The 26,246-nt window shown below is 70.7% G+C and carries 27 protein-coding genes; 12 read left to right on the top strand and 15 right to left on the bottom strand.

Annotated elements, in window-relative coordinates:
- Positions 1 to 71: 71 nt before the first annotated feature.
- The 4 genes from SRB17_RS20545 to SRB17_RS20530 all read right to left on the bottom strand — a co-directional run bounded on the left by SRB17_RS20545 (position 72) and on the right by SRB17_RS20530 (position 4,692).
- Positions 72 to 1,205, bottom strand: coding sequence for a hypothetical protein (locus SRB17_RS20545; protein WP_323375995.1), 1,134 nt, complete (start codon positions 1,203 to 1,205; stop codon positions 72 to 74).
- A gap of 128 nt (positions 1,206 to 1,333) precedes the next feature.
- A complete protein-coding gene (locus tag SRB17_RS20540) occupies positions 1,334 to 2,017 on the bottom strand; it encodes a SigE family RNA polymerase sigma factor (RefSeq protein WP_323375994.1) in 684 nt (227 codons plus the stop codon).
- Positions 2,018 to 2,330: 313 nt separating this feature from the next.
- Positions 2,331 to 3,389: an aspartate-semialdehyde dehydrogenase gene (locus SRB17_RS20535; protein WP_153540693.1), complete on the bottom strand. Its 1,059-nt coding sequence runs from the start codon at positions 3,387 to 3,389 to the stop codon at positions 2,331 to 2,333.
- 31 nt (positions 3,390 to 3,420) lie between these two features.
- Complete coding sequence (locus SRB17_RS20530) at positions 3,421 to 4,692, bottom strand: aspartate kinase (RefSeq protein ID WP_323375993.1); 1,272 nt, start codon at positions 4,690 to 4,692, stop codon at positions 3,421 to 3,423.
- A gap of 196 nt (positions 4,693 to 4,888) precedes the next feature.
- On the opposite strand from SRB17_RS20530, the gene SRB17_RS20520 reads away from it, so the two are divergent.
- Positions 4,889 to 5,614, top strand: a complete 726-nt coding sequence (locus tag SRB17_RS20520; RefSeq protein ID WP_153540690.1) for a sulfite exporter TauE/SafE family protein — start codon at positions 4,889 to 4,891, stop codon at positions 5,612 to 5,614.
- A 123-nt stretch (positions 5,615 to 5,737) separates the two neighbouring features.
- Positions 5,738 to 6,277, top strand: coding sequence for a hypothetical protein (locus SRB17_RS20515; RefSeq protein WP_153540688.1), 540 nt, complete (start codon positions 5,738 to 5,740; stop codon positions 6,275 to 6,277).
- 222 nt (positions 6,278 to 6,499) lie between these two features.
- On the opposite strand, the gene SRB17_RS20510 is transcribed toward SRB17_RS20515, so the two are convergent.
- Genes SRB17_RS20510 through SRB17_RS20500 form a run of 3 tightly spaced genes read right to left on the bottom strand, consistent with a single transcriptional unit; the run spans position 6,500 to position 8,150 of the window.
- On the bottom strand, positions 6,500 to 7,162 hold the full coding sequence (locus SRB17_RS20510; protein ID WP_153540686.1) for a DUF5063 domain-containing protein: 663 nt from the start codon (positions 7,160 to 7,162) through the stop codon (positions 6,500 to 6,502).
- On the bottom strand, positions 7,155 to 7,754 hold the full coding sequence (gene recR / locus SRB17_RS20505; protein ID WP_067004569.1) for a recombination mediator RecR: 600 nt from the start codon (positions 7,752 to 7,754) through the stop codon (positions 7,155 to 7,157). The genes SRB17_RS20510 and recR overlap by 8 nt, the downstream gene beginning before the upstream one ends.
- A gap of 51 nt (positions 7,755 to 7,805) precedes the next feature.
- The gene (locus SRB17_RS20500; protein ID WP_323376046.1) at positions 7,806 to 8,150 is read right to left on the bottom strand and encodes a YbaB/EbfC family nucleoid-associated protein; all 345 of its coding nucleotides are present in this window, start codon (positions 8,148 to 8,150) and stop codon (positions 7,806 to 7,808) included.
- A gap of 264 nt (positions 8,151 to 8,414) precedes the next feature.
- Here SRB17_RS20500 and SRB17_RS20495 point away from each other — a divergent pair, with 264 nt between their 5' ends.
- Positions 8,415 to 9,164: an SLATT domain-containing protein gene (locus SRB17_RS20495; protein WP_323375992.1), complete on the top strand. Its 750-nt coding sequence runs from the start codon at positions 8,415 to 8,417 to the stop codon at positions 9,162 to 9,164.
- Between the two features lie 29 nt (positions 9,165 to 9,193).
- On the opposite strand, the gene SRB17_RS20490 is transcribed toward SRB17_RS20495, so the two are convergent.
- The 3 genes from SRB17_RS20490 to SRB17_RS20480 form a co-directional block, all read right to left on the bottom strand.
- Entirely contained in the window at positions 9,194 to 11,194 is a 2,001-nt protein-coding gene (locus SRB17_RS20490; protein ID WP_153541253.1) for a serine/threonine-protein kinase, read from the bottom strand.
- Positions 11,195 to 11,286: 92 nt separating this feature from the next.
- Entirely contained in the window at positions 11,287 to 11,745 is a 459-nt protein-coding gene (locus SRB17_RS20485) for a MarR family winged helix-turn-helix transcriptional regulator (RefSeq protein ID WP_153540682.1), read from the bottom strand.
- The gene (locus tag SRB17_RS20480) at positions 11,742 to 12,371 is read right to left on the bottom strand and encodes a DJ-1/PfpI family protein (RefSeq protein ID WP_153540680.1); all 630 of its coding nucleotides are present in this window, start codon (positions 12,369 to 12,371) and stop codon (positions 11,742 to 11,744) included. Before SRB17_RS20480 ends, SRB17_RS20485 begins: the two co-directional genes overlap by 4 nt.
- 138 nt (positions 12,372 to 12,509) lie before the next feature.
- Between SRB17_RS20480 and SRB17_RS20475 the strand changes: the two genes are divergently transcribed.
- From SRB17_RS20475 to SRB17_RS20455, 5 genes are all read left to right on the top strand, one after another.
- Positions 12,510 to 13,865, top strand: coding sequence for an aspartate aminotransferase family protein (locus SRB17_RS20475; protein ID WP_153540678.1), 1,356 nt, complete (start codon positions 12,510 to 12,512; stop codon positions 13,863 to 13,865).
- A gap of 135 nt (positions 13,866 to 14,000) precedes the next feature.
- Positions 14,001 to 14,696: a GntR family transcriptional regulator gene (locus tag SRB17_RS20470; RefSeq protein WP_153540676.1), complete on the top strand. Its 696-nt coding sequence runs from the start codon at positions 14,001 to 14,003 to the stop codon at positions 14,694 to 14,696.
- A 49-nt stretch (positions 14,697 to 14,745) separates the two neighbouring features.
- Positions 14,746 to 15,396 carry a hypothetical protein gene (locus SRB17_RS20465; protein WP_153540674.1) on the top strand — a complete coding sequence of 217 codons (651 nt, stop codon included), beginning with the start codon at positions 14,746 to 14,748 and terminating at the stop codon, positions 15,394 to 15,396.
- 155 nt (positions 15,397 to 15,551) lie between these two features.
- Complete coding sequence (locus SRB17_RS20460; protein ID WP_153540672.1) at positions 15,552 to 15,791, top strand: DUF6400 family protein; 240 nt, start codon at positions 15,552 to 15,554, stop codon at positions 15,789 to 15,791.
- On the top strand, positions 15,778 to 16,005 hold the full coding sequence (locus SRB17_RS20455; protein WP_153540670.1) for a hypothetical protein: 228 nt from the start codon (positions 15,778 to 15,780) through the stop codon (positions 16,003 to 16,005). Before SRB17_RS20460 ends, SRB17_RS20455 begins: the two co-directional genes overlap by 14 nt.
- 222 nt (positions 16,006 to 16,227) lie before the next feature.
- Here the strand turns inward: SRB17_RS20455 and SRB17_RS20450 are convergent, their stop codons facing one another.
- The 3 genes from SRB17_RS20450 to SRB17_RS20440 all read right to left on the bottom strand — a co-directional run bounded on the left by SRB17_RS20450 (position 16,228) and on the right by SRB17_RS20440 (position 19,803).
- Positions 16,228 to 18,051, bottom strand: a complete 1,824-nt coding sequence (locus SRB17_RS20450) for a bifunctional metallophosphatase/5'-nucleotidase (protein ID WP_153540668.1) — start codon at positions 18,049 to 18,051, stop codon at positions 16,228 to 16,230.
- A 174-nt stretch (positions 18,052 to 18,225) separates the two neighbouring features.
- Complete coding sequence (locus tag SRB17_RS20445; protein WP_153540666.1) at positions 18,226 to 18,438, bottom strand: hypothetical protein; 213 nt, start codon at positions 18,436 to 18,438, stop codon at positions 18,226 to 18,228.
- Between the two features lie 81 nt (positions 18,439 to 18,519).
- Complete coding sequence (locus tag SRB17_RS20440; protein WP_323375991.1) at positions 18,520 to 19,803, bottom strand: adenylosuccinate synthase; 1,284 nt, start codon at positions 19,801 to 19,803, stop codon at positions 18,520 to 18,522.
- Between the two features lie 196 nt (positions 19,804 to 19,999).
- On the opposite strand from SRB17_RS20440, the gene SRB17_RS20435 reads away from it, so the two are divergent.
- Complete coding sequence (locus SRB17_RS20435; RefSeq protein ID WP_323375990.1) at positions 20,000 to 20,839, top strand: diacylglycerol kinase; 840 nt, start codon at positions 20,000 to 20,002, stop codon at positions 20,837 to 20,839.
- Here SRB17_RS20435 and SRB17_RS20430 read toward each other — a convergent pair.
- The gene (locus tag SRB17_RS20430; RefSeq protein WP_153540663.1) at positions 20,831 to 21,430 is read right to left on the bottom strand and encodes a Uma2 family endonuclease; all 600 of its coding nucleotides are present in this window, start codon (positions 21,428 to 21,430) and stop codon (positions 20,831 to 20,833) included. The two genes, SRB17_RS20435 and SRB17_RS20430, sit on opposite strands and share 9 nt — an antisense overlap.
- 210 nt (positions 21,431 to 21,640) lie before the next feature.
- Here SRB17_RS20430 and SRB17_RS20425 point away from each other — a divergent pair, with 210 nt between their 5' ends.
- A complete protein-coding gene (locus SRB17_RS20425) occupies positions 21,641 to 23,152 on the top strand; it encodes an APC family permease (RefSeq protein WP_153540661.1) in 1,512 nt (503 codons plus the stop codon).
- 24 nt (positions 23,153 to 23,176) lie between these two features.
- Here the strand turns inward: SRB17_RS20425 and SRB17_RS20420 are convergent, their stop codons facing one another.
- Positions 23,177 to 23,677, bottom strand: coding sequence for a GbsR/MarR family transcriptional regulator (locus SRB17_RS20420; RefSeq protein WP_153540659.1), 501 nt, complete (start codon positions 23,675 to 23,677; stop codon positions 23,177 to 23,179).
- Between the two features lie 74 nt (positions 23,678 to 23,751).
- On the opposite strand from SRB17_RS20420, the gene SRB17_RS20415 reads away from it, so the two are divergent.
- A complete protein-coding gene (locus SRB17_RS20415; protein ID WP_153540657.1) occupies positions 23,752 to 24,645 on the top strand; it encodes an ABC transporter ATP-binding protein in 894 nt (297 codons plus the stop codon).
- Entirely contained in the window at positions 24,642 to 26,213 is a 1,572-nt protein-coding gene (locus tag SRB17_RS20410) for an ABC transporter permease (protein WP_153540655.1), read from the top strand. Before SRB17_RS20415 ends, SRB17_RS20410 begins: the two co-directional genes overlap by 4 nt.
- Positions 26,214 to 26,246 lie beyond the last annotated feature (33 nt).

Genomic DNA, 26,246 nt, shown 5'->3' with positions numbered 1-26,246 from the left:
GGGGGCTGGTCGCGCCCACGCGGCGGAAGCGCACGTCGATACCGCCCCGCGCCCCTTCGGGGCGCTCCCTCCTACGCCCCCGCCAGCACCCCGGTGTAGATCACGGTTCCCGCGCACTCACCCGTCACCGTCGCCGTGGCCGAGGGTGAGCCTCCCTCTGCGGTGTGGGTGATCTGCACGCTGCCGTCGGCCGTGCCGTCCTCGGACATCAACTGGGTCGTGGTGCCCGCCGAGCCCGCGCTGTCGGCCGAACCGCCGGAGGCACTCGCGTCCTGCGTCGGCGTCGGATCCGGCGTGGCGCCACCGGTGTCCGAGCCGCCGGTGGTGCTGGTGCCGCCGCCGCTGGTGGGGCAGGTCTGCGACGGCACGAAGGCGAACTTCTCCTCGTAGGCCGCGCCCGGCTGCAGGACCAGTCCGGTCACCTCCAGCGAGGGGTCGGGCAGGCTGGTCGCCGCGTCCCCGGCCACATGCCGGGCGGTGCTGATCTTGGTCGAGTCGGCCGCGCCCACCGCGGTCGGGGTGACGGTGCCCGCACCGGCGACGGTGCAAGCGGTGGCGGAGACGTTGACGACGCGGAACGTGCCGTAGACCACGCCCGCCGTGTCGGGGGCGGCGGCGGTGCCGGTGGCCGAGCCCAGCTGGGCCATCGTACACACCGGGACGCCGCTGGAGGCGGCGGTGGAGGTCGGGTTGGCTCCGCCGGTGGAGCCGCTGCCGCTGCCGCCGACCTTGCCCTTCTCCCCGGGCTTGCCGGACCCCGTGCCGGGCTCGACGGTCGTACTGCCGGCGCCCCTGCTGCCGCCCTTGTCACCGCCCTTGCTCTTGCCCTGCCCGGTGCCGCCCTGGGCCTGGGAGGACTGGCCGGCCATGGCGGTGTTGGGGTCGGTGCCGCCGGACTCGGAGACGTGCACGAGAGCGGGGATCGCGGTGCCGATGAAGAGGGCCGCGGCGGCCATGCCGACGACGGCCTGCCGCTTGCGGGCCCGCCGCGCGGGCACGGCCCGGCGCAGATGCTCCAGCGTGCCGGTGCGCGGCTCCATGCCGTCGACGGCGGAGTGCAGCATCCGGCGCAGGGCCAGCTCGTCGGCACCGAGGCCGTCGAGATCGAACCCGAGGCCGTCCGTATCGGCGCCGGAACCCTTCTTGAGGCCCTCGGGACCCTGGTCGAGGCCCTCGGGGCCCTTCTCGTCGGGGCCGTGGTTCACAGTTCCGTTCCCAGCGTGCGATTGCGTGTGCTCTTGCTCGTCCCGCCTCGTCGGCTCGCGCCAGGCGAAGGGCTCGTGACGGTCGTGGGACAGGCGTTCATCGGAATCGCCCCCTTGGGCGCGCTCGCTCATGCCGGTGCCTCCATGGCCACCCGCAGCGCGGCGATGCCCCGCGAGCCGTACGCCTTCACCGAGCCCAGCGAGATCCCGAGGGTCTCGGCCACCTGGGCCTCGGTCATGTCCGCGAAGTAGCGCAGCACCAGGACCTCGCGCTGGCGGCGCTGCAGGCCCTTCATCGCCTGGATGAGGTCGCGGCGCTCCAGCTGGTCGTAGGCGCCCTCCTCCGCGCTCGCCATGTCCGGCATCGGCTTGGAGAGCAGCTTCAGGCCGAGTATGCGGCGGCGCAAAGTCGAGCGGGAGAGGTTGACGACCGTCTGCCTGAGGTAGGCGAGGGTCTTGTCGGGGTCGCGGACGCGCTTGCGGGCCGAGTGCACGCGGATGAAGGCCTCCTGGACCACGTCCTCGCAGGAGGCGGTGTCGTCCAGCAGCAGCGCGGCGAGGCCGAGCAGCGAGCGGTAGTGCGCCCGGTAGGTCTCGGTGAGGTGGTCGACGGTCGTACCGGCGGCCTCGGTCGCCGCGGTGGTCGCGGCCTCCTCGGCACCGTCACGCTGACTGGGTATGCGGGCGGGCCGCGCTGCGGGCATGGGCGCGATCACCGGCATGCCGCCGGGCGTGCGGGGCCGGAGCGCCGCACGGGGCGGCCGGAGGGCCGCCACGCCGCGGGCCGCGCTGAGTTCGAGTACCTCTGCCACGCCAGTTGGACACGTCTCCCCCCGTGAGGGTTGTACGTGCCGGGCGTCACATGTGCGACAACCGGCTGCGCCTCAAGTGCCGTCATGCGCCCCGCTCTTCCCCTATGTCCGATATAGGTGGGTGTCCCCACACCCGACCCCATGGCGTCCCCACGCCCGAAGAGTGACCGCAAAGACGCTCCCCGCCCTCCGCATGGTTGCGGGGGCGGGGAGGGAAATCCTCTGTTGCCTCGAGCAATGATTCAAGTGGTTTGGACCATGCTTCTGGCCACACTTCTTACACAGATCCTACAAACGTCCGGTAAAGCCGGCGTCAGCGGTCGGCCCACTCCGCCGCGACCAGCTCCGCGATCTGCGCGGTGTTCAGCGCGGCTCCCTTGCGGAGGTTGTCGCCGCACACGAACAGTTCGAGCGCGGTCGGGTCGTCCAGGGCCCGCCGCAGCCGGCCGACCCAGGTCGGGTCGGTGCCCACGACGTCCGCGGGGGTGGGGTACTCACCGGCGGCCGGATCGTCGCACAGCACCACGCCGGGCGCGGTCGCGAGGATCTCCCGGGCACGGTCGACCGTCACCTCGCCCTGGAAGCGGGCGTGCACGGTCAGCGAGTGGGTGGTGATCACCGGGACCCGTACGCAGGTCACGGCCACCGGCAGCCGCGGCAGCCCGAGGATCTTGCGGGACTCGTCGCGGACCTTCATCTCCTCCGACGACCAGCCGTCCTCCCGCAGCGACCCGGCCCACGGGACGACGTTCAGCGCGACCGGCTCCGGGAACGGCCCGGTGTCCTCCCCGACCGCCCGCCGTACGTCGCCGGGCTTGGTGCCCAACTCGGTGCCGGCCACCAGGGACAGCTGGGCCCGCAACGTGTCCACACCGGCCCGCCCGGCCCCGCTCACCGCCTGGTACGACGACACCACCAGCTCGCGCAGCCCGAACTCGGCGTGCAGCGCCCCCAGGGCGACGATCATCGTCATGGTGGTGCAGTTGGGGTTGGCGACGATCCCGCGCGGCCGGCTCCGTACGGCGTGCGGGTTGACCTCGGGCACCACGAGCGGCACCGCGGGGTCCAGCCGGAAGGCGGCCGAGTTGTCGACGACCACCGCGCCGCGCGCGGCGGCGATCGGCGCCCAGTGCGCGGCGACCTCGTCCGGGACGTCGAACATCGCGATGTCGACCCCGTCGAAGGCCTCCTCGCTCAGGGCCACCACCTCGACCTCCTCCCCGCGCACGGCCAGCTTGCGGCCGGCCGAGCGCGGGGAAGCGATCAGGCGGATCTCGCCCCAGATGTCCGCGCGCTGGGACAGGATCTGGAGCATGACCGCGCCGACGGCTCCGGTCGCTCCCACGACCGCGAGCGTCGGCTTGCCGGTCATCGTCGTACGCCTCCGTACGTCGTGGCGTCGGTCATCGTCCGGTGCCGCCGTACACGACGGCCTCGTCGGTGTCGGAGTCGAGCCCGAAGGCGGTGTGCACGGCGCGCACGGCCTCCGGCACGTCGTCCTGGCGGGTGACGACCGAGATACGGATCTCGGAGGTCGAGATCAGCTCGATGTTCACACCCGCGTCGCTCAGCGCCTCGAAGAAGGAGGCGGTGACGCCCGGGTTGGTCTTCATACCCGCGCCGACCAGCGAGATCTTCCCGATCTGGTCGTCGTAGCGCAGCGAGTCGAAGCCGATCCCCGACCGGCCCTTCTCCAGCGCGTCGATCGCCTTGCGGCCCTCGGTCTTCGGCAGCGTGAAGGAGATGTCCGTCAGGCCCGTGGCGGCGGCGGACACGTTCTGCACGACCATGTCGATGTTGATCTCTGCATCGGCGATGGCCCGGAAGATCGCGGCGGCCTCACCCGGCTTGTCCGGCACGCCGACGACCGTGATCTTGGCCTCGGAGGTGTCGTGCGCGACACCGGAGATGATGGCCTGCTCCACCTTCTTGTCCCCAATCGGCTCACTGCTGACCCAGGTGCCCTGCAGTCCACTGAAGCTGGACCGGACATGGATCGGGATGTTGTAGCGGCGGGCGTACTCCACACAGCGGTGGAGCAGCACCTTGGAGCCGGAGGCTGCGAGCTCCAGCATGTCCTCGAAGGAGATCCAGTCGATCTTCTTCGCCTTCTTCACCACGCGCGGGTCGGCGGTGAACACGCCGTCGACGTCGGTGTAGATCTCGCAGACCTCGGCGTCGAGCGCGGCGGCGAGCGCCACGGCCGTCGTGTCGGACCCGCCACGCCCCAGCGTGGTGATGTCCTTCTTGTCGGCGCTGACACCCTGGAAACCGGCGACGATGGCGATGTTGCCCCTGTCCAGGGACTCCCGGATCCGCCCCGGCGTGACGTCGATGATCCGGGCTTTGTTGTGGACCGAGTCGGTGATGACGCCTGCCTGGCTGCCGGTGAAGGACTGGGCCTCGTGACCCAGGTTTTTGATCGCCATCGCCAGCAGGGCCATGGAGATCCGCTCTCCGGCGGTCAGCAGCATGTCGAATTCACGCCCGGCAGGCATCGGAGAAACCTGCTCGGCGAGATCGATCAGCTCGTCCGTCGTGTCGCCCATCGCGGAAACGACGACGACAACCTGGTTGCCGTTCTTCTTCGCTTCCACGATCCGCTTGGCGACGCGCTTGATGCCTTCGGCATCGGCTACGGAGGAGCCTCCGTACTTCTGCACGACAAGGCCCACGTGCGCTCCTCGCTCGGTTCGTTTGTGTCGGCTCAGTCTAACGAGCGCCCGAATTCCACCACCCTGCTCCCGCATGGTGAGACGTCGGCCGCTTCGTTCCGGAGGGGCTCTTGCCCACCGCACGGGAGACCACTCGGAAAGTGCCCCGGGTCACAGCGAGCACCGCTAGCGTCTCCCGCGATGAGGGGGGCATGCCATGACGGAAGCGCTGCTCGCCGGGATCGTCCTGCTCGGCGGATGCGTGCAGTGGCTGACCGGCATGGGCTTCGCCCTGGTCGCCGTACCGGCGCTGGTCCTGCTGCTCGGCCCCGCCGACGGGGTGGTGCTCGCCAACTGCGCCGCCGGAGCGATCAGCGTCGTGGGCCTGGCGGGCGGCTGGCGCCGCGTCCGCCCCGGCGCGATGGTCCCGCTCTGCGCGGCGGCGGCCTGCACCGTACCGGCGGGCGCCTGGATGACCCGCCAACTGCCCCGGCCAGTGCTGCTGTTGGTGATGGGCGCCCTGGTGACGGTGGCCGTCCTGCTGGTGATGCGCGGCGCCCGCGTACCCGCCCTGCGCGGCGGCAAGGGCGCGGTGACGGCGGGGGCGCTGGGCGGCTTCATGAACGCGGCGGCGGGCGTGGGCGGCCCGCCGGTGTCCCTGTACGCCCTCAACGCGGGCTGGACGGTACGGGAGTTCGTGCCGAACGCACAGTTCTACGGCGTCGTGGTCAACGCGTTCTCGATCGCGGCGAACGGCGTGCCCAGGCTGGGCGGAACGCGGTGGGCCGCCGTCTGCGTGGCCATGGTCGCAGGCGCGCTGATCGGGACCGCGGTCGCCGGCCGCATACCCGAGCGCCGGGCCCGGCAGCTCGTCCTCCTTCTGGCCCTGGTGGGCGGCGGCACGGCGATGACGAAGGGCCTGTGGGGGATGTGGCCGGGCTGACACGGGGCCCCCTCCGTCAAGAGCGCCTCAAATCCCCACGTCAACCGTGGTGCACATCCCGCACGCGGCGGCACACTGCGCTGCCGGCATGCTCCGCTGCCGGCGCTTCGGGAGGGACGAGGGATGCACACGCTCGCATCGGTGCGGATGTCGGCACCGGATTCGGCGCTGTTCGACCTGATATGGGCTCTGGGCGCCACGGTGATCGGCTGGGTGGCGCTGATCAATCCGCGCGGCATCCTGGAATGGATCGAGCTGCGGCGTGGCGTCGGCGGGAGGGTGTGGCGAAGTCGCCTGGTCGGTGGCGTGTTCGCGCTGATCGGCCCGTTGGAGCTGATCAAGGGGATCGTTCATCTGACGGCGTTGAAGGGGCCGGAGCGTCCCGCGGTGTTCCACCAGACGCACGGTTTCTCCCCGGCCCTCGCCACTGTCGTGATCGCGGTCATGGTGCTCGTGGCGATCCACGCCTGGCGCACCAACACCTTCCTCCAGGAAGCCTGGACGGCCGGCCGCCTGCCTCGCGCCTGCGCCGTCCTGGTCACCCTCGCCGCACTGTCCTTCGTCGCGACGACCGTCGCCGGGTACCTGGCGGCCGGCATGCTGTGCTGGGCCCTGGGCGGAGCGGCCGTAGCCGGGCTCGTCCTCACGCGCAAGCGTGTCTAGTCGCTGAGCTCCTTGACCGGCTCGGTGTCCAGGGTGATGTTCCCGGGGTCGTACACCGCTACGACTGGCCGCTCGGCGTGCAGTGCTTCGGGCGGCGGATCGAGGGGGCGACCGTCACCTACGTCGGCGTTCCGGCGCTGGACGGCGACACCTGGCCGCCGCGCTGGTACGGCGAGCCCACGCCGACCGCGCCGTACGTCGACGCGGCGGCGCTGCTCGCGGTCACCTGCCCTGCCGGATCCGCAGTGGTTCGCCGATCTCCTCCGCCATGACGCGGCCCGCCTCGAACTCCAGGGTCTCGTCTCCCATGTCGGACTGGTCGGTGTCGAGGCCGTCCAGTTCCTGCAGGGGCTGGTTGAGGCGGACATGGATGAGGACCGACTGCAGGGCGCGCAGGACGGCGGAGGCCGTGGGGCCCCAGTTGGAGAAGTAGGAGAACTGCCACCACCACAGCGCCTCGGTGGTGCGGCCCGCGCGGTAGTGGGCCATGCCGTGGCGCAGGTCGGTGATGACGTCGGCGAGGTCGTCGGAGATCCGGGCCGGCACCGGGGCCTTGCGGGGCTCGTACGGGTCGAAGACCTCGGAGTACACGTCGACCGGCTCCAGGAGGCGGGCGAGGTTCTCTCGCAGGCCGTCCACGTCCGGGTCCGGGCCCGTGTCGGGCTCGTAGCGCTCATCGGGGACGAGGTCCTCGTGGGCGCCCAGGCGGCCGCCGGCCAGCAGCAGCTGGGAGACCTCCAGAAGAAGGAAGGGGACGGTCGAGCCGGGCTCGTCGCCCCTCGCCACCTCCGTGACGGCCACCAGGAAGCTCTCGATCTGATCCGCGATCTGGACCGAGAAATCGTCGGGATTCTGCGACGTGACGTGCAGTGTGGCGTCAGACATCTAGGAGTCGTCTCCCCTCGAAGGCGCGGCCGAGGGTGACCTCGTCCGCGTATTCCAGGTCGCCACCCACCGGGAGGCCGCTGGCCAGGCGGGTGACCTTCAGGCCCATGGGTTTGATCATGCGGGCGAGGTAGGTGGCCGTGGCCTCGCCCTCAAGATTGGGGTCCGTCGCAAGGATCAGCTCCGTGACCGTACCGTCGGCCAACCGCGCGAGAAGTTCTCGTATACGCAGGTCGTCGGGACCGACGCCCTCGATCGGGCTGATGGCTCCGCCGAGCACGTGGTACCGGCCGCGGAACTCCCTGGTCCGCTCGACGGCGACGACGTCCTTCGGCTCCTCCACCACACAGATGACGGACGGATCCCGGCGCGGGTCACGGCAGATGTTGCACAGCTCCTCCTGCGCCACGTTGCCGCAGGTCGCGCAGAACCGGACCTTCGCCTTGACCTCCAGGAGCGCCTGCGCGAGCCGCTTCACGTCCGTCGGCTCGGCCTGCAGGATGTGGAAGGCGATCCGCTGCGCGCTCTTGGGACCGACGCCGGGCAGCCGCCCCAGCTCGTCGATGAGGTCCTGGACCACGCCTTCGTACACCGGACTGCCCTTCCTTAAGACCTTTCGGTACGTACCGTAGTTGGCCCGGCCTCAGAACGGCAGACCGGGGATGCCCGTGCCGCCGCCGAGGCCCTGGGCCAGCGGGCCGAGCTTCTGCTGCTGGAGCGTCTGCGCGTTCTCGTTCGCCGCCTGTACGGCCGCCACGATCAGGTCGGCGAGGGTCTCGGTGTCCTCCGGGTCGACCGCCTTCGGGTCGATCTTCAGCGCCCGCAGTTCGCCGGAGCCGGTCACGGTGGCCCTCACCAGACCGCCGCCCGCCTGCCCGTCGACCTCCGTGTTCGCCAGTTCCTCCTGCGCCCGCTGCAGATCCTGCTGCATCTTCTGGGCCTGCTGGAGCAACTGCTGCATGTTGGGCTGGCCACCACCGGGGATCACGATCAGCTCCTCTACGTTCTTCTCCTTGTGCATGAGCCTACGTGGTCCACGTCCCCATCGCCCCGCCACTCTTTCGAGTGAGAAACGCGGCGGGCCTATACCTGATCAAGACCCTCTTCCGGGCGGAAAAGCCGGGAAAGCTCCTTCTTCGCCACCCATTGGGCGGTAGGAAGGGTGCCGCGCGTCGGCATGGAATGCGGCATGGGATGTCACGCAATGTGACGGGGTCGCGACAGGTGATCGAGGATCAGTAGGGAGTGCCGGGTGGGTCAGCCGGAGATGCAGCCCGAGGGTCCGCCACAGGACGGGCGGGGCGAGGGCGCGGCCGGGCTGCGGCCGGGCGATCTGACCGGGCGGGCCTTCCCGCTCGGGGACTGGGGCGAGCCGGCCGAGCGGCTCGACGAGCTGTACCGATGGGTGGAGCACGGGGCGCTGGAGACAGCCTCCTGGTATCTGCGGGACCGGGTCTGGAAGCGGCGCGGCGCCCGGATCCTGCGCACGGGCGCGGCGGCGGGCGCGGTGGCCGGGGCGGCACTCCCCCTGCTGGACCTCACCGGCTCGGCCCGCGGGGTCGCGCCCTGGGGCTGTCTGGCGCTGCTGGTCGCGGTCGCCTGTGTCGGCATCGACCGGTTCTTCGGCGTGACGTCCGGGTGGATAAGGGACGTGGCCACCGCGCAGGCGGTCCAGCGGAGGCTGCAGGCGTTGCAGTTCGACTGGGCCTCCGAGAGCATCCGGGAGGTGCTGGGCCCGGCGGAGGGCACGGCGAGCGAGGCGGCCGAGCGGTGCCTGGGGGTGCTGCGGCGCTTCGCTGAGGACGTCACGGAACTGGTGCGGATGGAGACGACCGACTGGATGGTCGAGTTCCGCACCGGTTCCGCACCGCTGGGCATGCAGGCGGCGGTGGCGTACGTGCCACGGCAGGAGGCCGGGGGTCCGGTGGGCCGCTTTCCGCTGCCGCCCGCGAACGGGACCCGCCCGAACATGCCACGACAGCGGCCGCCGGAACCGCGGTAGGAAGCCGAGCAGCGCCCCCAGGGGGCACCTCACTGCTTGGTGTACGTCAGGCTCTCCCCGCCGCCCGCCTGCGTCCGCTTCAGCCGGCCGTCCGACAACAGGGTGACCTCGGTGGCATCGCCCGGAGTGCAGGAGGAGGCGGGCTCGCCACTGGTGACGCTGGACGGCCCGATCTCCAACGGCCCGTCGGCGCCGGGCTGTTCGGTGAGCTTGGCCGCGAAGACACAGTGGTACGTGCCGCCGCCGTCCGTCGGCCCGTCCGCGATCAGCGTCAGCACGCTGTCACCCACCTCGCCCTGCCGGATGGTGAGTTGGCGGGTATTGGTCCCGTTGGCGTTGTCGATGCTGGTCTCCCAGGTGCCCAGGTAGCCCGCCGGAACCGCCCCGTCCGAGGAGGCGGAAGCGGAATCGGACGGCGTCGGCCCGGGCGTGCTGGGCGCCCCCGTCGTACCGGAGCCGCTGACGGTGGGCGCCGGGCTGATGCTCCGGCCCCCCTTGTCGTCGCCCCCGCCGTCCTGCCTCATCAACGCGTACACCGAGCCACCCGCGCCCAGCGCCACCACCACCGCGATCACGACGAGCAGCGCGGTCGACCGCGCACTGCGCCGCTCCCGCTCCGGCACCCCACCGACGGGCGGCGGCCCGTACGGCGGCGTGACCCCGGGCCCGCCCCCATAGGGGTTGTACGACTGCTGGGCCCCGCCCCACGCCCCGGCTCCGCCCTGCTGTGGATGGCCGTACGCCCCGCCCGGCTGCGCATACGGCTGAGGCTGAGGATGCTGCTGCGCATACCCGTACGCCCCGAACCCCGGCGTCGGAGTCTGCCCCGCCACAACGGTAGGCAGATGATTCACACCACCCCCGGCCCCCGGCTCGGCCCCCCTCCCGTCATCGGCAACGGCAGCGTGCTCGGGCGACACCGCACCGTCACCGGTCTCGGCTTTCAGCCCATCGGCATCCCCCGCACCCGCCGACGACGCCTGCACGGGTGCTGCGGGTGGGAAACCAGACCCGGCCGAAGGCCGGGTGCCCCCCGACGCACCCGCAGCCGCGCTCGCACCCGAATCCGCACCCGACGAACCACCCCCCGACGACGACTCCCCCTCCGGATCCTCGACCTCCAGCAACTGCACCGCATGCCGGCCGAGTTGCGCGACCAACGCCCCCGGAAGCCACGGATCCCGGGACCGCCCCCCGGCCACGGTGTCCTCCGCCCCCGTCCGCTCCAGCACCGCATCCAGCGAAGGCCGAGCCCCCGGATCCTTGCGCAGGCAGTCCCGCACCAGGTCGGCGATCCCCTCCGGCACCCCCGCCAGATCCGGCTCCTCCTGAGCGATCCGGAACATCAGCGCGTGCACACCACTGTTGGCCGTCCCGAACGGCAGCGATCCCGTCGCCGCGTACGCCAGCACCGACCCCAGGCAGAACACGTCGCACGCCGGCGTGATCCGGTCCCCCCGCACCTGCTCGGGCGCCATGAACCCCGGCGACCCGACCAGCGACCCGGTCCGGGTGAGCCCCTCCCCGCCCAGCGAGGTCGTCTCCAGCGCCCGGGCGATCCCGAAGTCGATGACCCGCGGACCGTCGATGGTGACGAGCACGTTCGACGGCTTCAGATCCCGGTGCACGATCCCCGCCGCGTGGATGTCCTTCAGCGCGTGCGCGAGCCCTGCCGCGAGGATCCGTACCGACCGCTCGGGCAGCGCCCCGTGATCGTGCCCCACCACTTGCTGCAGGCTCGGCCCGGCCACGTACCCGGTGGCCACCCACGGCACCGGCGCCTCGGTGTCCGCGTCCAGCACGGGCGCGGTCCAGTACCCGCCGACCCGCCGCGCGGACTGCACCTCCTGCCGGAACCGCGCCCGGAACTCCTCCTGCGCGGCGAGCTCCTCGCGGACCAGTTTCACGGCGACGGTACGGCCCCGGTCCGACCGGGCCAGATACACGTGCCCCATACCGCCCGCACCCAGCCGCGCCAGCAACCGGTAGCCCCCGATGAGCTGCGGATCCCCCGCCCCCAGCTTCTCCATGCCGCCCCGCCCTTCCCCCCGGACACGCACCGCATACGTGTGCATCGGACCGAGAATAATGCGGTCCAGCGGGCAGTCGCGCGGGCCGCTGTCTACGGTTCCGTAACAGGCATACCCAGTTCCTCCAGGACCGCCGACAGCCGCTCCAGCAGCCGTACCGCCTCGGCCAGTTCACGCTCCCCCATCGCCTCGGCCAGCCGGTCGGCGAAGGCCGCGTGCCCGGGGCCGATCCGGGCCACGGCGGCCCGCCCCTCCGCCGTGGGCGCGAGGAGCTTTGCGCGCCGGTGCGCCGGGTTCGGCCGGTACTCGGCGAGCGCCCGCTCGACCAGCAGATCGGCGATGCGCTGCACGCTCTGCCGGGTGATGCCCATGGCCCGGGCGACACCAGCCACCGGCAGCGGCTCGGCCAGCACCGCGCCGAGCACCTGCCACCAGGCGGCGGTGAGCCCGGCCGGGCGGGCCAGTTGCTCGGCGACGGACAGGAACTGGCCGTTGAGGTGGAAGACGCCGACGGCGCTCCGGCTGAGCAGTTCCTGCCGCTCCCGGCTCATCGGGCGCCGGCCCGCTGGAGGACGGCGTACGCCTCGGCATCGGAGTCGTGGTGCAGCCGGTACCAGGCGTCCAGCACCTCGCCCTCGTACACCCCGAGGAGCCGCAGGACCTCGCGGGCGAAGGCGACGGGTTCGGTGGGCCCGGCGGTGATGAGGCCGCCGTCGGTCACGGCGTCCGTCTCGAGGTAGCGCGCGCCGCCCGCGTAACCGGTGGCGGCCAGATAGGAGGCGGCCGCGCTGGTGTGGGCGCGGTCGTCGAGCAGGCCCTCGCGGGCGAGGCCGGCGGTGGCGCCGCAGATCGCGGCGACGGGCACGCCGGCGTCGAGGAAGGCGCGGGCGGTCCGGGCGAAGGGGGCGAGGTCGTCCGTCCCCGCCGCGGCAGCGGCTGATGTCCCGGTCCAGAGGTCGGCGCCCGGGAGGATCAGCAGGGCGCTGTCCGCGGGGTGCAGGTCGTCGAGCGCGAGGTCGGGCTGGATGCGCAGTCCGCCGATGCTCGTCACCGGCTCGGTGGTGGGCCCGACGGTCAGGATCCGGTGACCGGCCCGCGCCAGGCAGGCGGTCGTGAGCCCCGTCTCCCAGTCGGCGAGGCTGTCGTAGACGGCGAGGTGTACCGTGACATCACTCATGACAGCATGCTGTCGATTCGACAGGATACTGTCGATCACTCGGCCGTGCCGACGTCGACAACCTGTCGCGGAAAGCCCCCGTCCACGGAACAAGACGCCGATGTCGCTTCCGCATCGTGGACATTTACCCTCACTCGCATGACCCCTCAGCCCAATCCCGACGCCGGCGCCGCGGTCAAGGCCGCGGACCGCGCGCACGTCTTCCACTCCTGGTCCGCCCAGGACCTCATCGACCCGCTCGCCGTCGCCGGCGCGGAAGGGTCGTACTTCTGGGACTACGACGGCAAGCGGTACCTGGACTTCACCAGCGGGCTGGTGTACACGAACATCGGCTACCAGCACCCGAAGGTCGTCGCGGCCATCCAGGAGCAGGCGGCCCGGATGACGACCTTCGCGCCCGCCTTCGCGATCGAGGCGCGCTCGGAGGCCGCCCGGCTGATCGCCGAGCGGACCCCCGGCGACCTGGACAAGATCTTCTTCACCAACGGCGGCGCCGACGCCGTCGAGCACGCGGTGCGCATGGCCCGGCTGCACACGGGCCGCCCCAAGGTGCTCTCGGCCTACCGGTCGTACCACGGCGGCACCCAGCAGGCGGTCAACATCACCGGCGACCCGCGCCGCTGGGCGAGCGACAGCGCCACCAGCGGCGTCGTCCACTTCTGGGCGCCGTTCCTCTACCGCTCCCGCTTCTACGCCGAGACCGAGGAGCAGGAGACCGCGCGCGCTCTGGAGCACCTGGAGACGACGATCGCCTTCGAGGGTCCGGGCACGGTCGCGGCGATCATCCTGGAGACCATCCCGGGCACGGCCGGAATCATGGTCCCGCCGCCCGGCTACCTGGCCGGCGTCCGCGAGATCTGCGACCGCCACGGCATCGTCTTCATCCTGGACGAGGTCATGGCCGGCTTCGGGCGCACGGGCGAGTGGTTCGCCGCCGACCTCTTCGGGGTCGTACCCGACCTGATGACCTTCGCCAAGGGCGTGAACTCCGGTTACGTGCCGCTGGGCGGTGTCGCCATCTCGGGCGCGATCGCCGAGACCTTCGGCAAGCGGCCCTACCCCGGCGGTCTGACCTACTCCGGGCACCCGCTGGCCTGCGCCGCCGCCGTCGCCACGGTCGGCGTGATGGCGGAGGAGGGTGTGGTGGAGAACGCGAAGCGCCTCGGCGAGACGGTGCTCGCGCCCGCCCTCGCCGATCTGGCCGAGCGCCACCCGAGCGTCGGCGAGGTGCGCGGCGTCGGCATGTTCTGGGCGCTGGACCTCGTGAAGAACCGTGAGACCCGCGAGCCGCTGGTGCCGTACAACGCGGCCGGCGAGGCGAACGCCCCCATGGCCGCGTTCGCGGCCGCCGCCAAGCAGCACGGCGTGTGGCCGTTCGTGAACATGAACCGCACCCACGTGGTCCCGCCGTGCAATGTCACGGAGGCCGAGCTGAAGGAGGGCCTCGCCGCCCTGGACGCCGCGCTGAGCGTGGCCGACGAGTACACGGTGTAGCCGTACGACGGCTGCCGCCAGGGCGATCCGAACGCGTAAGGTGGCGTGCTCGTACGACATGACGTACACGCGTAGACCGCGAGTACGGACGTGGACGGACGAGTACGTCACCTGACGCGTGAGGAGAAGCCCCCCATGCCCGGCACCGGCGCCGTGACGCGCAGCACCCTGCGCCAGCAGATCGCGGACGCGCTCCGTGACGAGGTGCTGGCGGGGCGGCTGCGACCGGGCCGGGCGTTCACGGTCAAGGAGATCGCCGAGCAGTACGGCGTCTCCGCCACCCCCGTCCGCGAGGCACTGGTCGACCTGTCCGCGCAGGGCATCCTGGAGGCCGACCAGCACCGCGGCTTCCGTGTGCCGGAGTACTCCGTCACCGACTACCGGAACATGATCGAGGCCCGCAGCCTGGTCACCGACGGCATGTTCCAGGCTCTCAGCGCCGGCCACCCCGCCTTCCGGACTCCGCCCGCGGACTCCCGTACGACGGCCGCGCTCACCACGGTGCGCCGCCGCGGCGAGGAGGCCTCGCGGGCCGCCGCGGCCGGCGACCTGACGGTCCTGATCGGCTACGACCTCCGCTTCTGGCGCGAGCTGAGCTCCCTCTTCGGCAACCCCTACCTCGGCGACTTCCTCCACCGCCTGCGCGTGCAGTCCTGGGTCTGCGCGGTGCAGCATCTGCTTCGCCTGCCCGACCTGCGCGGCCGCCTGTGGGCCGGGCACACGGACCTGGTCGACGCGCTGGCCCGGCGCGAGGCCGACACCGCGCGCTCGATCGTCGCCGAGTCCAACGCCCATTCGCTGGAGCTGCTGGAACACCTGACCAACGGGTAGATGACCAGTACCCTTCCCCAGACCACCTTCTGTGTGCGAGGAGCTTTCTTTGGCCTGTGACCTGTGGCTGGTACCGCTTGTGGACGTGTTGTGCCACACCCCGGACAACCCGTTCGCCGAGGAACTCGCCCAGTACAACAACGCACTGGCGGCGGCCGGTCTCCCGCCGGTTCCCGTGTACCAGTACATGCCGGGCCTGTCCGGCGATGTCGCCCCGGTGGCCGGCTTCGACTACGACGCGCTCCACTTCCTGCGCCGCGCGTACCTGCTCCAGGTCTGCGGCCTGCCGGTGACTCCCGTCGACGAACTCGGCGGTGACTACGAACAGTTGCTGGAGATGTTCGAGTCGACGGCCCAGCAGTCCCACCTGGTCTGGCACTACGACCACGCGGGTGCGTACGTCCCCGTGGACTTCCCGCACCCCCTGTCCAACGACGAACTGCTCGCCGGCGGCGGCCCGTTGGGCTCCTCCCAGGCCCTCCTGCGCGAGCTGGAGTACGTCGCCGGCTCGATCGGCATCGACCCGGCCAACCCCCCGGCGCCCCCGGCCCCGCCCACGGCCCCCACGGAGCTGGAGGAACCGGCCGTCCCCGCCCCCTACGACCCCAGCCCCTTCGCCCGCGAACGGCACGTATGGCTGGGCCTGCATGCGGCGGCGACACGCTCCCTGGCGCAGGGCTCGATGATCGTGTTCAGCTGATTCCGGGGGCTGGTGCGGTGGGGTGCGGTGCGGTGGGCCGTTGACGTGGGGGCACGGTGAGTATCCGTCCCGTCACCTTGGCTGCTCTCGCCCCGCTGTGTGATTTCACCCACCTCTTCTTGCCCTGGGCGAAATGCCTACCTACGTTCGGTGGCATGTCCCCCCACGGCCCCACCTTCGACTTCAGCGTCGACCTCAGCTCGCACGAGATGCTCCGGCGAACCCACGTCATGGCCGCTCTCGGCCCCGGCTGGGACCCCGCCGCGGCGCTCCGGGGTGAGGAGGAGGCGCGTGCCCTGCTGTACTCCGGGCTGGACGCCGAGCAGCAGCGCATCTATGACGAGCTGGTCGCGGCCGGTGTGCTCCCGGCAGGGCCCGGCGATGCTGCCGCTTGATCCACAGGCCGACATAGGACGGCGCGCCTGGGTGGAGTGCCCGAGCTGCGACGACCAGGCCGGGTGCGAGGCCTGCCGGCGCGGAGCGACCTGCACCGCGCACTGGCGCTATCTGCTCTCCAACACCGGCAGCCTGCTGAACCTGCAGTGCCCCTCGTGCCACCACGTCTGGACCCACGAGACGCACTTCGGCGCCCCGCGCTCGTCCGACTGATCCGGCTGATCCGGCTGATCCGGCTGATCCGGCTGATCCGGCTGAAGAACACGCGCGATATGTCTGCCCCGTTCACTACGGACTGACGTCCACCACGGACTGACGCCGCGAACACGGCAGCGGCCGGGCAGCGGGCAGGTGTCGTCCCCTTCCCGGCCGGCACCGGTTCGGCGTCGTACCGTCAGTCGACCGTGATCTTGCGCTCGCGCAAAGGCGCTGCTCTCAGAAGACCGGCGTACCCGCCTGTGTCAGCTTCCAGTTGGTGACGGCGAAGTCGGCCGGGTCGAGGGTCTTCTTCGTGGTCACGTAGTCGATCATCAGCTGACGGATCTCGTTCGTCGAGCTGTAGGCGATGGGGGCGGAAGCGATGTGGGGGTAGCCCGAACCGCCGTTCGCACGGTAGTTGTTGACCGCGACGACGAAGACCTGGTCGTCGGCCACCGGCGCGCCGTTGTAGGTGAGGTTCTTGATCCTCGAACCCTCCGGCTGCGCGATGTCGATGTCGTAGTCGACGCCCGCAGCCGTGTCGTACATGTAGTCCCAGAAGTTGTTGGCGTTGGTCAACGTCGCGGTGTCGACCTTCGTGCCGGCCGGGACCTGGTGGTAGTACTTCGCCCCGTACTCCAGGTAGTCCTTGAGCTGGGCACCCGTCAGCTTCTTGCCGTACAGGGTGTTGTCGTAGATGTAGAGGCCGGCGATGTCCTTGATGGTGACGTTGCCCTGGGGGATGTCGGCCGTGCGGGAGAAGGGGGCCGCGACCGAGATCAGCGGGAGGGCGGCGTCCGCCGCCGACAGGCCCGCCTTCACCGTGTCCATCTGGACCTTGTGGATGAAGTCCATGATCGGCACGTCTTTCCAGCAGGATTCCGCCGCCGAGAGGTCCGCCGTACACGTGCCGACCGCCGTGTTGACGTACTTGACCACCAGTTCGTGGTCGGCCTCCAGGAGCTTCTTGATCTCCGGGTCCTCGTCCACGGTGTTGGGGTTGAGGGTCTGCGCCGTCTTGCTCGTCACCTTCCACTGGCCGTGGTGCAGTTCGAGCTCGAAGTCGAAGACGCTGAGGCGGTAGCCCCAGCAGTACGGCTCCGAGAGGAGCACTTCCTCACCGGTCTCCGCGTTCTTCACCGTGTAGGAGGGGACCTCCACGTGCGTGTGGCCGACGAGAATCGCGTCGATGCCGGGAACCTGCTCCGCGACCAGGTTCGACGCGTTCTCCACGTACGGGAGTTCGTCGCCGTAGGAGGACGAGCCGTCCAGGCCCGAGTGGTCGGTCAGGAAGACGACGTCACAGCCCAGCGCGCGCAGCCTCGGCACGTACTTCTTGGCCTGCTCCACCAGGCCCGGGAACACCATCTTGCCGCTGACGTTGTCCTTGTCCCACAGCGCGATACCGGGGTTGGTCAGGCCGAGGATGCCGACCTTGATGTCCGGGGCGCCCGGCACGCAGATGCGCTTCACGGTGTACGGCTGGAAGGCGGGGCGCAGGGTCTTCGCGTCGAGGGCGTTGGCGCCGAGCAGCGGGAAGCGGCACTGGCTCTCGAACTTGCGCAGCACCTCGATGCCGTAGTTGAACTCGTGGTTGCCGAGGGCGGCGGCGTCGTAGCGCATGTGGTTCATGGCCACGGCCATCGGGTGCCTGGGGCCCTTCTTGCCGCCGGTGCCCGTGATCGGGTCGACCCGCGCGAAGTAGTAGGCCAGGGAGGTGCCCTGGATGATGTCGCCGGCGTCGACGAGGAGGACGTGGTCCTCGCCCTTGGCCTCGCGCTGCTGCTTGATGAGGGTGGCCACGCGCGCCACGCCCACGGAGTTGCCCGCCTTGTCGGTGTAGGCGGCGTCCTTGTAGTAGTCCCAGTCGAAGACGTGGCTGTGCAGGTCGGTCGTGCCGAGAATGGAGAACGACCAGGTGCGGGGCGTGTGCTCGGGCGTCTGCGGCTGCTCGGCGGCCTGTGCGCCGCCGGTGCCGACGGCGCCCGCGGCGGCCACCGCCGCACCGGTGACGGCCGACTTCTTCACGAACTCCCGGCGGTTCATGGGACTGAGGGGCATTCAGGGCTCCTGGTGTGGCTGGAATTGGCGACGAGCAGCGGCGGGTGCAGTGCGGAGGCTACCCGCGTAGATGCTGCTCGCGCCCACGATTGCCGGAAAACCAGGGAAAGGCCATGTCCAGGTCAAGGATGGGTCAGTGCGCGCCCTGTGCGAACTCTGGGGAAACAGCCGGTGTCAGATACGGCCGATCATCCTGATCTCCGGCGGCCACAGCACCCCGCTCGCCATCAGCAGGGAGGGGCCCAGATGCACCGGGCAGACGCGCAGTGGGGGCAGCTGGTACCGGGCGACCTCGAAGATCGCGGGGTCGGCGCAGCCCGTGCCCTCGGCATCCGCGCCTTCGCCGCCGTACGGCCCCCGGCACCGCAGGTCCCGGTGGATGCTCATACTCCGATTGCACCGCGCGGAACGACGGAACGCCCGCCGATCACGCCGTGCGGCGGACCGGCGGGCGCTCCCGCGTGGTGCTTACAGGAACGAGTTGATCTCGATCGTCTCGTCCCGGCCCGGACCCACGCCGATCGCGGAGATCGGGGCGCCGGACATCTCCTCCAGCGCCTTGACGTAGTTCTGGGCGTTCTTCGGCAGGTCGGCGAAGGACTTCGCCTTGCTGATGTCCTCCGACCAGCCGGGGAGCATCTCGTAGACCGGCTTCGCGTGGTGGAAGTCGGTCTGGGAGTACGGCAGTTCCTCGACGCGCTTGCCGTCGATCTCGTACGCCACGCAGACCGGGATCTGCTCCCAGCCGGTCAGCACGTCCAGCTTGGTGAGGAAGAAGTCGGTCAGGCCGTTGACGCGGGTGGCGTACCGGGCGATGACGGCGTCGAACCAGCCGCAGCGCCGGTCACGGCCGGTGGTCACGCCCCGCTCGCCGCCGATCCGGCGCAGCGCCTCGCCGTCCTCGTCGAACAGCTCGGTCGGGAAGGGTCCGGCGCCGACACGGGTGGTGTAGGCCTTGAGGATGCCGATGACCCGGCTGATCTTCGTGGGGCCCACGCCGGCGCCGGTGCAGGCGCCGCCCGCGGTGGGGTTGCTGGACGTCACGAAGGGGTACGTGCCGTGGTCGATGTCCAGCAGGGTGCCCTGGCCGCCCTCGAAGAGCACGACCTTGTCCTGCTCCAGCGCCTGGTTGAGGACGAGCACCGTGTCGGCGACGTACGGCTTGATCTGCTCCGCGTAGCCCAGCAGCTCCTCGACGACCTGGCTCACGGCGATCGCGCGCCGGTTGTACAGCTTGGTGAGGATCTGGTTCTTGACGTCGAGGGCCGCCTCGACCTTCTGGGTCAGGATCGACTCGTCGTAGAGGTCCTGGACCCGGATGCCGACGCGGTTGATCTTGTCGGCGTAGGTCGGCCCGATGCCGCGACCGGTGGTCCCGATCTTCCGCTTCCCGAGGAAGCGCTCCGTGACCTTGTCGACGGTCACGTTGTACGGCGTGATGATGTGCGCGTTACCGCTGATCATGAGCTTGGACGTGTCGACGCCACGCTCGTTCAGACCGCTCAGCTCGGAGAGCAGGACCGACGGGTCGACGACGACGCCGTTGCCGATGACCGGAACACACGTTGGCGAGAGGATTCCGGAAGGGAGAAGGTGGAGGGCGTACTTCTGGTCGCCGACGACGACCGTGTGGCCGGCGTTGTTGCCGCCCTGGTATCGCACTACATAGTCCACCGAGCCACCGAGCAGGTCGGTCGCCTTTCCCTTGCCTTCGTCACCCCACTGAGCACCGAGCAGCACAAGTGCGGGCACGCGCGTACACCCCTTCCGGGCGGGGCATGTCCAAGGTCGGGGGCGTGGGCGTAAGGTTCACCGCCGCGTGCCACAGCGACCGCCGTTGGTCGCCAACCGTCGGACCGGATGCCCCGGAATAGACGAAGCCCCTGGCGCAATAGCGCAAGGGGCTCTTGCACAAAGATGCTACCCGAGGAAGCGAGGCAGGACCGAGGTGGCGACTTTCGCGACGTCCGAACAGCTGCTGGTGATCATCGATCCGGCGGCACGGCAGAGGGACGGAGAGTCCGTACGGATCGCGAAAGACGTGCTCAGCGCGGGTGCGGCGGCGAAGGTGTGCCTGCCCGACGGGCCGGAGGAATTCGCCCGAGCACTGGGCCGGCGGGGTTCCAGGCGGCCGGTCGTGGTGGGCGACGGTCACGCTCTGGTGCGTGCGGTGACCCTGCTGCACCGGGCGCGGGAGCTGGCCGGGTGTGCGCTGTCGGTGGTCCCGGTGGGTGACACGCGGCTTGCCGAGGCGCTGGGTGTGCCCGGTGGCGCGGTCGCGGCGGCGCGGGCCGTGCTGGACGGGGCCGAGCGGCGGCTGGACCTGCTGGTCGACGACAGCGACGGGGTCGTGCTGAGCGGGCTGGGCATTCCACCGGAGCCGGTGCGGGCGGCTTCCGCCGCCGAGCCGGTGACCGTGTCCTCGGGCCGGCCCTGGTACCGCTCCCTGGTCCGCACCCTCGCCCCCCGCCCGCCCCGGCTCCCCGCCATACCGGCACCGGGCCCCTCCCGGCTCCGGGTCGAGGTCGACGGGGAGACGGTGGTCGACCTGGGTCAGCCCGTGGAGGCCGTGTCGGTCACACCGGGCCCGGGCGGGTTGGCGCGGGTGGAGGTGCGGCCCCTGTCGGTGGGCGCGGAGGCGACGCCGGTACGGGTGTCCGGCCGCACGATTTCGGTGGCCGGCGCGGATTTCCGGTACCGGGCGGACGCGGGGGTGTCGGGCCCGGTACGGAGGCGGACGTGGCGGGTGGCGGAGGGGGCTTGGGGGCTGGTGTTGCCGTCAGCTTGAGGCGGGGGCCTGGAAGCCGGTGGTGTCGAGTGAGCAGTCGAAGGGGGCCGGAATGTGGAGCTTCTCGCCGAAGGGCTGCGTGCAGTGTGACTCGTAGCCCTTCCCAGATGGCGTCCAGAAAACTGTCGCCTGCTCCTTTTGCATGTCGAGGAGCAGGTAGACGGGGACTCCAGCCCGTCCGTAGACCTCGACCTTGTCCGTCAGGTCATCGCCCCGGGTCGCGGGAGAGGTCAGCTCTGCGACGAAGGACAGCCCTTCGCCGTCCAAACGATTGCTGTCCGTCTCGAAGACCCGCTCGTGGGCCGCGTGGATGTGTGGCCCGTACGCGCTCTCGTCACCCGGAAAGACGAAGAGGAACGGGCCGACGCTGAGGTGGTGGCCCTGAGGAAGATGGCTCTGCAACTGTTCGCAGACCCGCCTCATCACCAGGGCGTAGTACCCCTTCGACCACGGCGACACGACGATTTTCCCCCTGTAGATCTCGGCCTTGAAGCCATCGCGCAGGTCCAGCTCGTCGAGGATGTCCAGCAGTTCCTCGAAGCTGTCGGGCTTGCCGCCGCTGATCGTCGGTTGCTCTGTCACCAACGTCATGATGCGCCCTCCCTCTGATGCCGACCAGCCGCGACTCAGCGTAGCCGAGTGAACACGCACATCGCGCAGAGATCCCGAAAGCCATAGGTCAATGGTCTGGTGACAAATATTTAACCGCTCCGACCCCTTCCGGTGCCCCCGTTTCGTCCACCATCCTGCTCCATCAGGACCCACCAGGACTCAGGAACCGGACACAGAGGGGGCCACCCGATGGCAGTGGACGAGGGCGTCGCCCCGGCGGCGGACATGGCGGACGGGGAAACGGTTCATCGGCTGAAACCCAACGCCGTGGGCCTGCTCGGCGTGGTGTTCATGGCCGTCGCCACCGCCGCGCCCATCACCGCCATGACCGGCAACGTGCCCTTCATGGTCTCGTCCGGCAACGGCATCGGGGCACCAGCGAGCTATCTCGTCGCAATGGTCGTCCTGGCAATCTTTTCCGTGGGTTTCACGTCGATGGCGAAGCACATCACGTCCACCGGCGCCTTCTACGGGTTCATCTCCTACGGCCTCGGACGGACCGCCGGCCTCGCCTCCGGACTGCTCGCGACCTTCGCGTACGTCGTCTTCGAACCCGCGCTGATCGGCATCTTCTCGACCTTCGCGACCACGACGCTGAGGGACCAGACCGGCGTCCACCTCCCCTGGTGGGCCTTCGCCCTCCTGATGCTCGCGATCAACGCGACCGGCACCTGGTTCGGCATCAGCGTCGCCGAGAAGCTGCTGGTGGCGCTGCTGGCGACGGAGGTGACGGTGCTGGCCGCGATGGCGGTGTCGGTCGCCCTGCACGGCGGCGGCCCGCACGGGTTCACCCTCGCCCCGGTGAACCCGGTCAACGCCTTCAAGGGCACGTCCGCCGGGCTCGGGCTCTTCTTCGCCTTCTGGTCCTGGGTCGGTTTCGAGTCCACCGCGATGTACGGCGAGGAGTCCCGCGACCCGAAGAAGATCATCCCCAAGGCCACGATGATCAGCGTCCTGGGCGTCGGCGTCTTCTACGTCCTCGTCTCCTGGATGGCCATCACGGGCAACGGCGAGGCCGAGGCCGTGAAGGCCGCCTCCTCCGCCAACCCTCTCGCCCTGTTCTTCGACCCCACCGAGCGGTACGTCGGCCACTGGGCCGTCGACGTCATGCAGTGGCTGATGATCACCGGCTCGCTGGCCTGCGGCATGGCCTTCCACAACTGCGCCGCGCGCTATCTGTACGCCCTCGGGCGGGAGGGCGTCCTGCCGTCGCTGAAGAGCACCATCGGCCGCACCCACGCCCGGCACGGCTCCCCGCACATCGCGGGCCTGGTGCAGACGGTGGTGAGCGCCGTGCTGATCGGCGCGTTCTGGATCGCGGGCAAGGACCCGTACAACGCGCTGTACGTCCTGCTGGCCATCCTCGGCACGATGGCGATCCTGATCGTGCAGGCCGTGTGCTCCTTCGCCGTGCTCGTCTACTTCCGCAGGCACCACCCCGAGAGCCGGCACTGGTTCCGGACCTTCACCGCCCCGCTCATCGGCGGCATCGCGATGCTCGGCGTGGTCGTCCTGCTGGTGTCCAACATGGGGGTCGCGGCGGGGGCGGAGTCCGGCTCACTGCTGCTGAAGGCGACGCCGTGGCTGGTGGCGCTGGTCGCGGCCACGGGCGTGGGCTGCGCCCAGTACCTGAAGCGGCGGGCGCCCGAGCGGTACGCGCTGCTGGGGCGGACGGTACTGGAGGAGACCAAGGAACGCTGAAAGAGTCCGGAGCGCTGAAAAAGCTCAGCGCCCGTACTTCCGCTCCCGGTACACCCGCCAGCGTTCCATCATCTCCGCCACGTCCCTCTCCACGAACTCGAAGAAGTCCAGCGTCTCGGCGAGCCGGCGTCCCGCGGGGGTGTCGGCTCCGAGGCTCGACACGCCTTCCCGCAGGGCGTCCTCCCAGCGCTTGATGATCGCCTCGCGGTTGGTGAGCGCCTCGTACCACTGGTCGCTGTGCACCCGGTACCGCTCCCGGCGTGAGCCCGGCTCGCGTTCGCGGGAGACCAGGTGGACCTGGGCGAGGTAGCGGACCGCGCCGGAGACGGCGGCGGGGCTGATCTTGAGCTGGTCGCCCAGCTCGGCGGAGGTCAGGATGCCGTCGTCGGAGGCGAGCAGCGCGGCGAAGACCCGGGCCGGCATGCGCGGTACACCCGCCTCGACCAGCTGTGCCGCGAAGTGTTCCACGAACCGCGAGACCGACTCCGGGTCCCGCTCCGGCGTTCCTGTCCTCGACTCCGTCATGTCTCTCACCCTATCCGGGGTTCATGCGCTTCCTTAACTTCACAAATTTCTGAAAGAAGCGTACGTTCGGAACCATGACGAAGGCAATCACGGTCTCCGGGCTCCACAAGTCCTTCGGCCGTACCCACGCGCTGGACGGCCTCGACCTGGACGTCGAGGCCGGCGAGGTGCACGGCTTCCTCGGCCCGAACGGCGCCGGCAAGTCGACCACGATCCGGGTGCTGCTCGGCCTGCTGCGCGCCGACGCGGGCGCCGCGCAGGTGCTGGGCCACGACCCGTGGCGGGACGCGGTGGAGGTGCACCGCAGGATCGCCTACGTGCCCGGCGACGTGACCTTGTGGCGCAACCTCTCCGGCGGCGAGGTCATCGACCTCTACGGCCGCCTGCGCGGCGGACTGGACCGGCGGCGGCGCGCCGAGCTGATCGAACGGTTCGAGCTGGACCCGACCAAGAAGGGCCGCACCTACTCCAAGGGCAACCGGCAGAAGGTCGCCCTGGTCGCCGCCTTCGCCTCGGACGTGGACCTGCTGATCCTGGACGAGCCGACCTCGGGCCTGGACCCGCTGATGGAGGAGGTCTTCCAGCGCTGTGTGGAGGAGGAGCGGGAGCGCGGCCGTACGGTCCTGCTGTCGTCGCACATCCTGAGCGAGGTCGAGGAACTCTGCGACCGGGTCAGCATCATCCGCAAGGGGCGCACGGTGGAGAGCGGGTCGCTGGCCGAACTTCGGCATCTGACCCGCACCAGCGTGAGCGCCGAACTCGCCGGTCCGCCCAACGGGCTGGCCCACCTGCCGGGCGTGCACGACCTCGACGTGCAGGGCCACCGGGTCCGGCTCCAGGTGGACACCGGACAACTCGACGCCGTGCTGCGCTCGTTGACCGCCTCCGGGGTGCGCTCGCTGACCTCGACGCCGCCGACGCTGGAGGAGCTGTTCCTGCGGCACTACGAGGACGAGGTGCCCGCATGAACTCCCAACTCGCCGGCACCGGAACCCTGCTGAGGTTCGCCCTGCGCCGCGACCGCGTGCTGATCCCGGTCTGGGTCGCGGTGAACGCGCTGATGGTCCTCTCCATGCCGAAGACGCTGAAAGGCCTGTACGGCACCCCGGCCGCCCGCGCCGACCTCATGCACCAGATGGCGACCAACACCTCCCTGCGCGCCATGGTCGGCCCCGTCTTCGACGACTCGCTCGGTGCGCTGACGGCATGGCGGATCGGGGTGTACGCGGGCGCCCTCGCCGCCGTGACGAGCCTGCTCGTCGTCGTACGGCACACCCGCGACGAGGAGGAGAGCGGGCGGCAGGAGATGGTGTCCTCCGGGATGGTGGGGCGCCGCGCCCCGCTCACGGCGGCGCTGCTCGCGGCGGCCGTCGCGAACGCGGCCCTGTGCGTCCTGGTCGTGGCGGGCCTGGCCGGCCAGGGCGCCCCGGGCGCCCTGGCCTTCGGGCTCGGGGTGGCGGGCGTCGGCATGGTCTTCGCCACGATGGCGGCGATCGTCGCCCAGCTGACGGAGAGCGCCCGGCTGGCCCGGGGACTGACGGCGGCCGTGCTGGGCGCGGCGTTCGTGCTGCGCGCGGCGGGCGACTCGGCGTCGGACGACGGCTCGTCGGTGCTGACCTGGCTCTCCCCGCTGGGCTGGCTGGAGAACCTGCGCGCCTTCGCGGCCGAACGCTGGTGGGTGCTGCTGCTGTTCGCCGCCGCCGTGGCCCTCCAGGCGGTGGTCGCCTACGAGTTGGCCGGGCGACGGGACATCGGCATGAGCTTCCTGCCGACCCGGCCGGGACCGGCGGCCGGCCGCCTCGGCACGGCGGGCGCGCTGGCCTGGCGGTTGCAGCGCGGCAGCGTGCTCGGCTGGTCGATCGGCTTCTTCCTCGCCGGAGTCGTCTACGGCGGGCTGACGGACGGCGCGGCCAAGCTCGTCGGCGACAACGCCAAGGCTCGGGAGATCTTCCAGCGGATGGGCGGCCAGTCGGGTCTGACGGACGCGTTCCTCGCCGCGATGGTCGGCATGCTCGGTCTGGTCGCCGCGCTCTATGTGGTCTCCTCCGTGCTGCGGCTGAGCGGTGAGGAGACCTCCGGCAGGGCCGAGCCGGTGCTGGCCGCGGCCGTGGGCCGGCTGCGCTGGGCCGCCGGCCACCTGGTCATCGCCTTCGGCGGCTCGGCCCTGCTGATGCTGCTGGCCGGCCTGGGCTTCGCCGTCGGCTACGGCCGGCAGATCGGCCCGGTGCTGGGGGCGTGTCTGCTCCAGGTCGCCGCGGTGTGGGTGATCGGCGGGGTCGCGGTCCTGCTGTTCGGCGTGCTGCCGCGGGGCGCGGTGGCGGCGTGGGGTGTCGCCGGTGCGGTGTTGCTGATCGGCTGGATCGGGCCCGCGCTGAACGTGCCCCGCACGGTGCTGGACCTGTCCCCGTTCGGGCATCTGCCGAAGTTGCCGGGTGGCGCGATGGAGTGGGGGCCGGTACTGGTCCTGCTGGGCCTGGCCGTGGTGCTGGTGACCGGCGGGCTGGCGGGCCTGCGGCGCCGTGATCTGGCCGGCTGAGGCTCGGTCGTCCGTACTGCTCGAGCAGAACGG

This window comes from Streptomyces sp. RB17, from assembly GCF_009604455.1.
Lineage (GTDB): Bacteria > Actinomycetota > Actinomycetes > Streptomycetales > Streptomycetaceae > Streptomyces.
The sequence above is the reverse complement of the archived record's forward strand: the minus strand, read 5'-3'. Positions and strand labels throughout refer to the sequence as shown.

Bases quoted from the DNA above. Each gene is read 5' to 3' on its own strand.
- SRB17_RS20535 (WP_153540693.1), bottom strand. From the start codon at position 3,389: ATGACCGGCAAGCCGACGCTCGCGGTCGTGGGAGCGACCGGAGCCGTC.
- SRB17_RS20520 (WP_153540690.1), top strand. From the start codon at position 4,889: ATGACGGAAGCGCTGCTCGCCGGGATCGTCCTGCTCGGCGGATGCGTG.
- SRB17_RS20515 (WP_153540688.1), top strand. From the start codon at position 5,738: ATGCACACGCTCGCATCGGTGCGGATGTCGGCACCGGATTCGGCGCTG.
- SRB17_RS20510 (WP_153540686.1), bottom strand. From the start codon at position 7,162: ATGTCTGACGCCACACTGCACGTCACGTCGCAGAATCCCGACGATTTC.
- SRB17_RS20490 (WP_153541253.1), bottom strand. From the start codon at position 11,194: ATGGAGAAGCTGGGGGCGGGGGATCCGCAGCTCATCGGGGGCTACCGG.
- SRB17_RS20485 (WP_153540682.1), bottom strand. From the start codon at position 11,745: ATGAGCCGGGAGCGGCAGGAACTGCTCAGCCGGAGCGCCGTCGGCGTC.
- SRB17_RS20480 (WP_153540680.1), bottom strand. From the start codon at position 12,371: ATGAGTGATGTCACGGTACACCTCGCCGTCTACGACAGCCTCGCCGAC.
- SRB17_RS20475 (WP_153540678.1), top strand. From the start codon at position 12,510: ATGACCCCTCAGCCCAATCCCGACGCCGGCGCCGCGGTCAAGGCCGCG.
- SRB17_RS20470 (WP_153540676.1), top strand. From the start codon at position 14,001: ATGCCCGGCACCGGCGCCGTGACGCGCAGCACCCTGCGCCAGCAGATC.
- SRB17_RS20460 (WP_153540672.1), top strand. From the start codon at position 15,552: ATGTCCCCCCACGGCCCCACCTTCGACTTCAGCGTCGACCTCAGCTCG.
- SRB17_RS20455 (WP_153540670.1), top strand. From the start codon at position 15,778: ATGCTGCCGCTTGATCCACAGGCCGACATAGGACGGCGCGCCTGGGTG.
- SRB17_RS20450 (WP_153540668.1), bottom strand. From the start codon at position 18,051: ATGCCCCTCAGTCCCATGAACCGCCGGGAGTTCGTGAAGAAGTCGGCC.
- SRB17_RS20445 (WP_153540666.1), bottom strand. From the start codon at position 18,438: ATGAGCATCCACCGGGACCTGCGGTGCCGGGGGCCGTACGGCGGCGAA.
- SRB17_RS20430 (WP_153540663.1), bottom strand. From the start codon at position 21,430: ATGACGTTGGTGACAGAGCAACCGACGATCAGCGGCGGCAAGCCCGAC.
- SRB17_RS20425 (WP_153540661.1), top strand. From the start codon at position 21,641: ATGGCAGTGGACGAGGGCGTCGCCCCGGCGGCGGACATGGCGGACGGG.
- SRB17_RS20420 (WP_153540659.1), bottom strand. From the start codon at position 23,677: ATGACGGAGTCGAGGACAGGAACGCCGGAGCGGGACCCGGAGTCGGTC.
- SRB17_RS20415 (WP_153540657.1), top strand. From the start codon at position 23,752: ATGACGAAGGCAATCACGGTCTCCGGGCTCCACAAGTCCTTCGGCCGT.
- SRB17_RS20410 (WP_153540655.1), top strand. From the start codon at position 24,642: ATGAACTCCCAACTCGCCGGCACCGGAACCCTGCTGAGGTTCGCCCTG.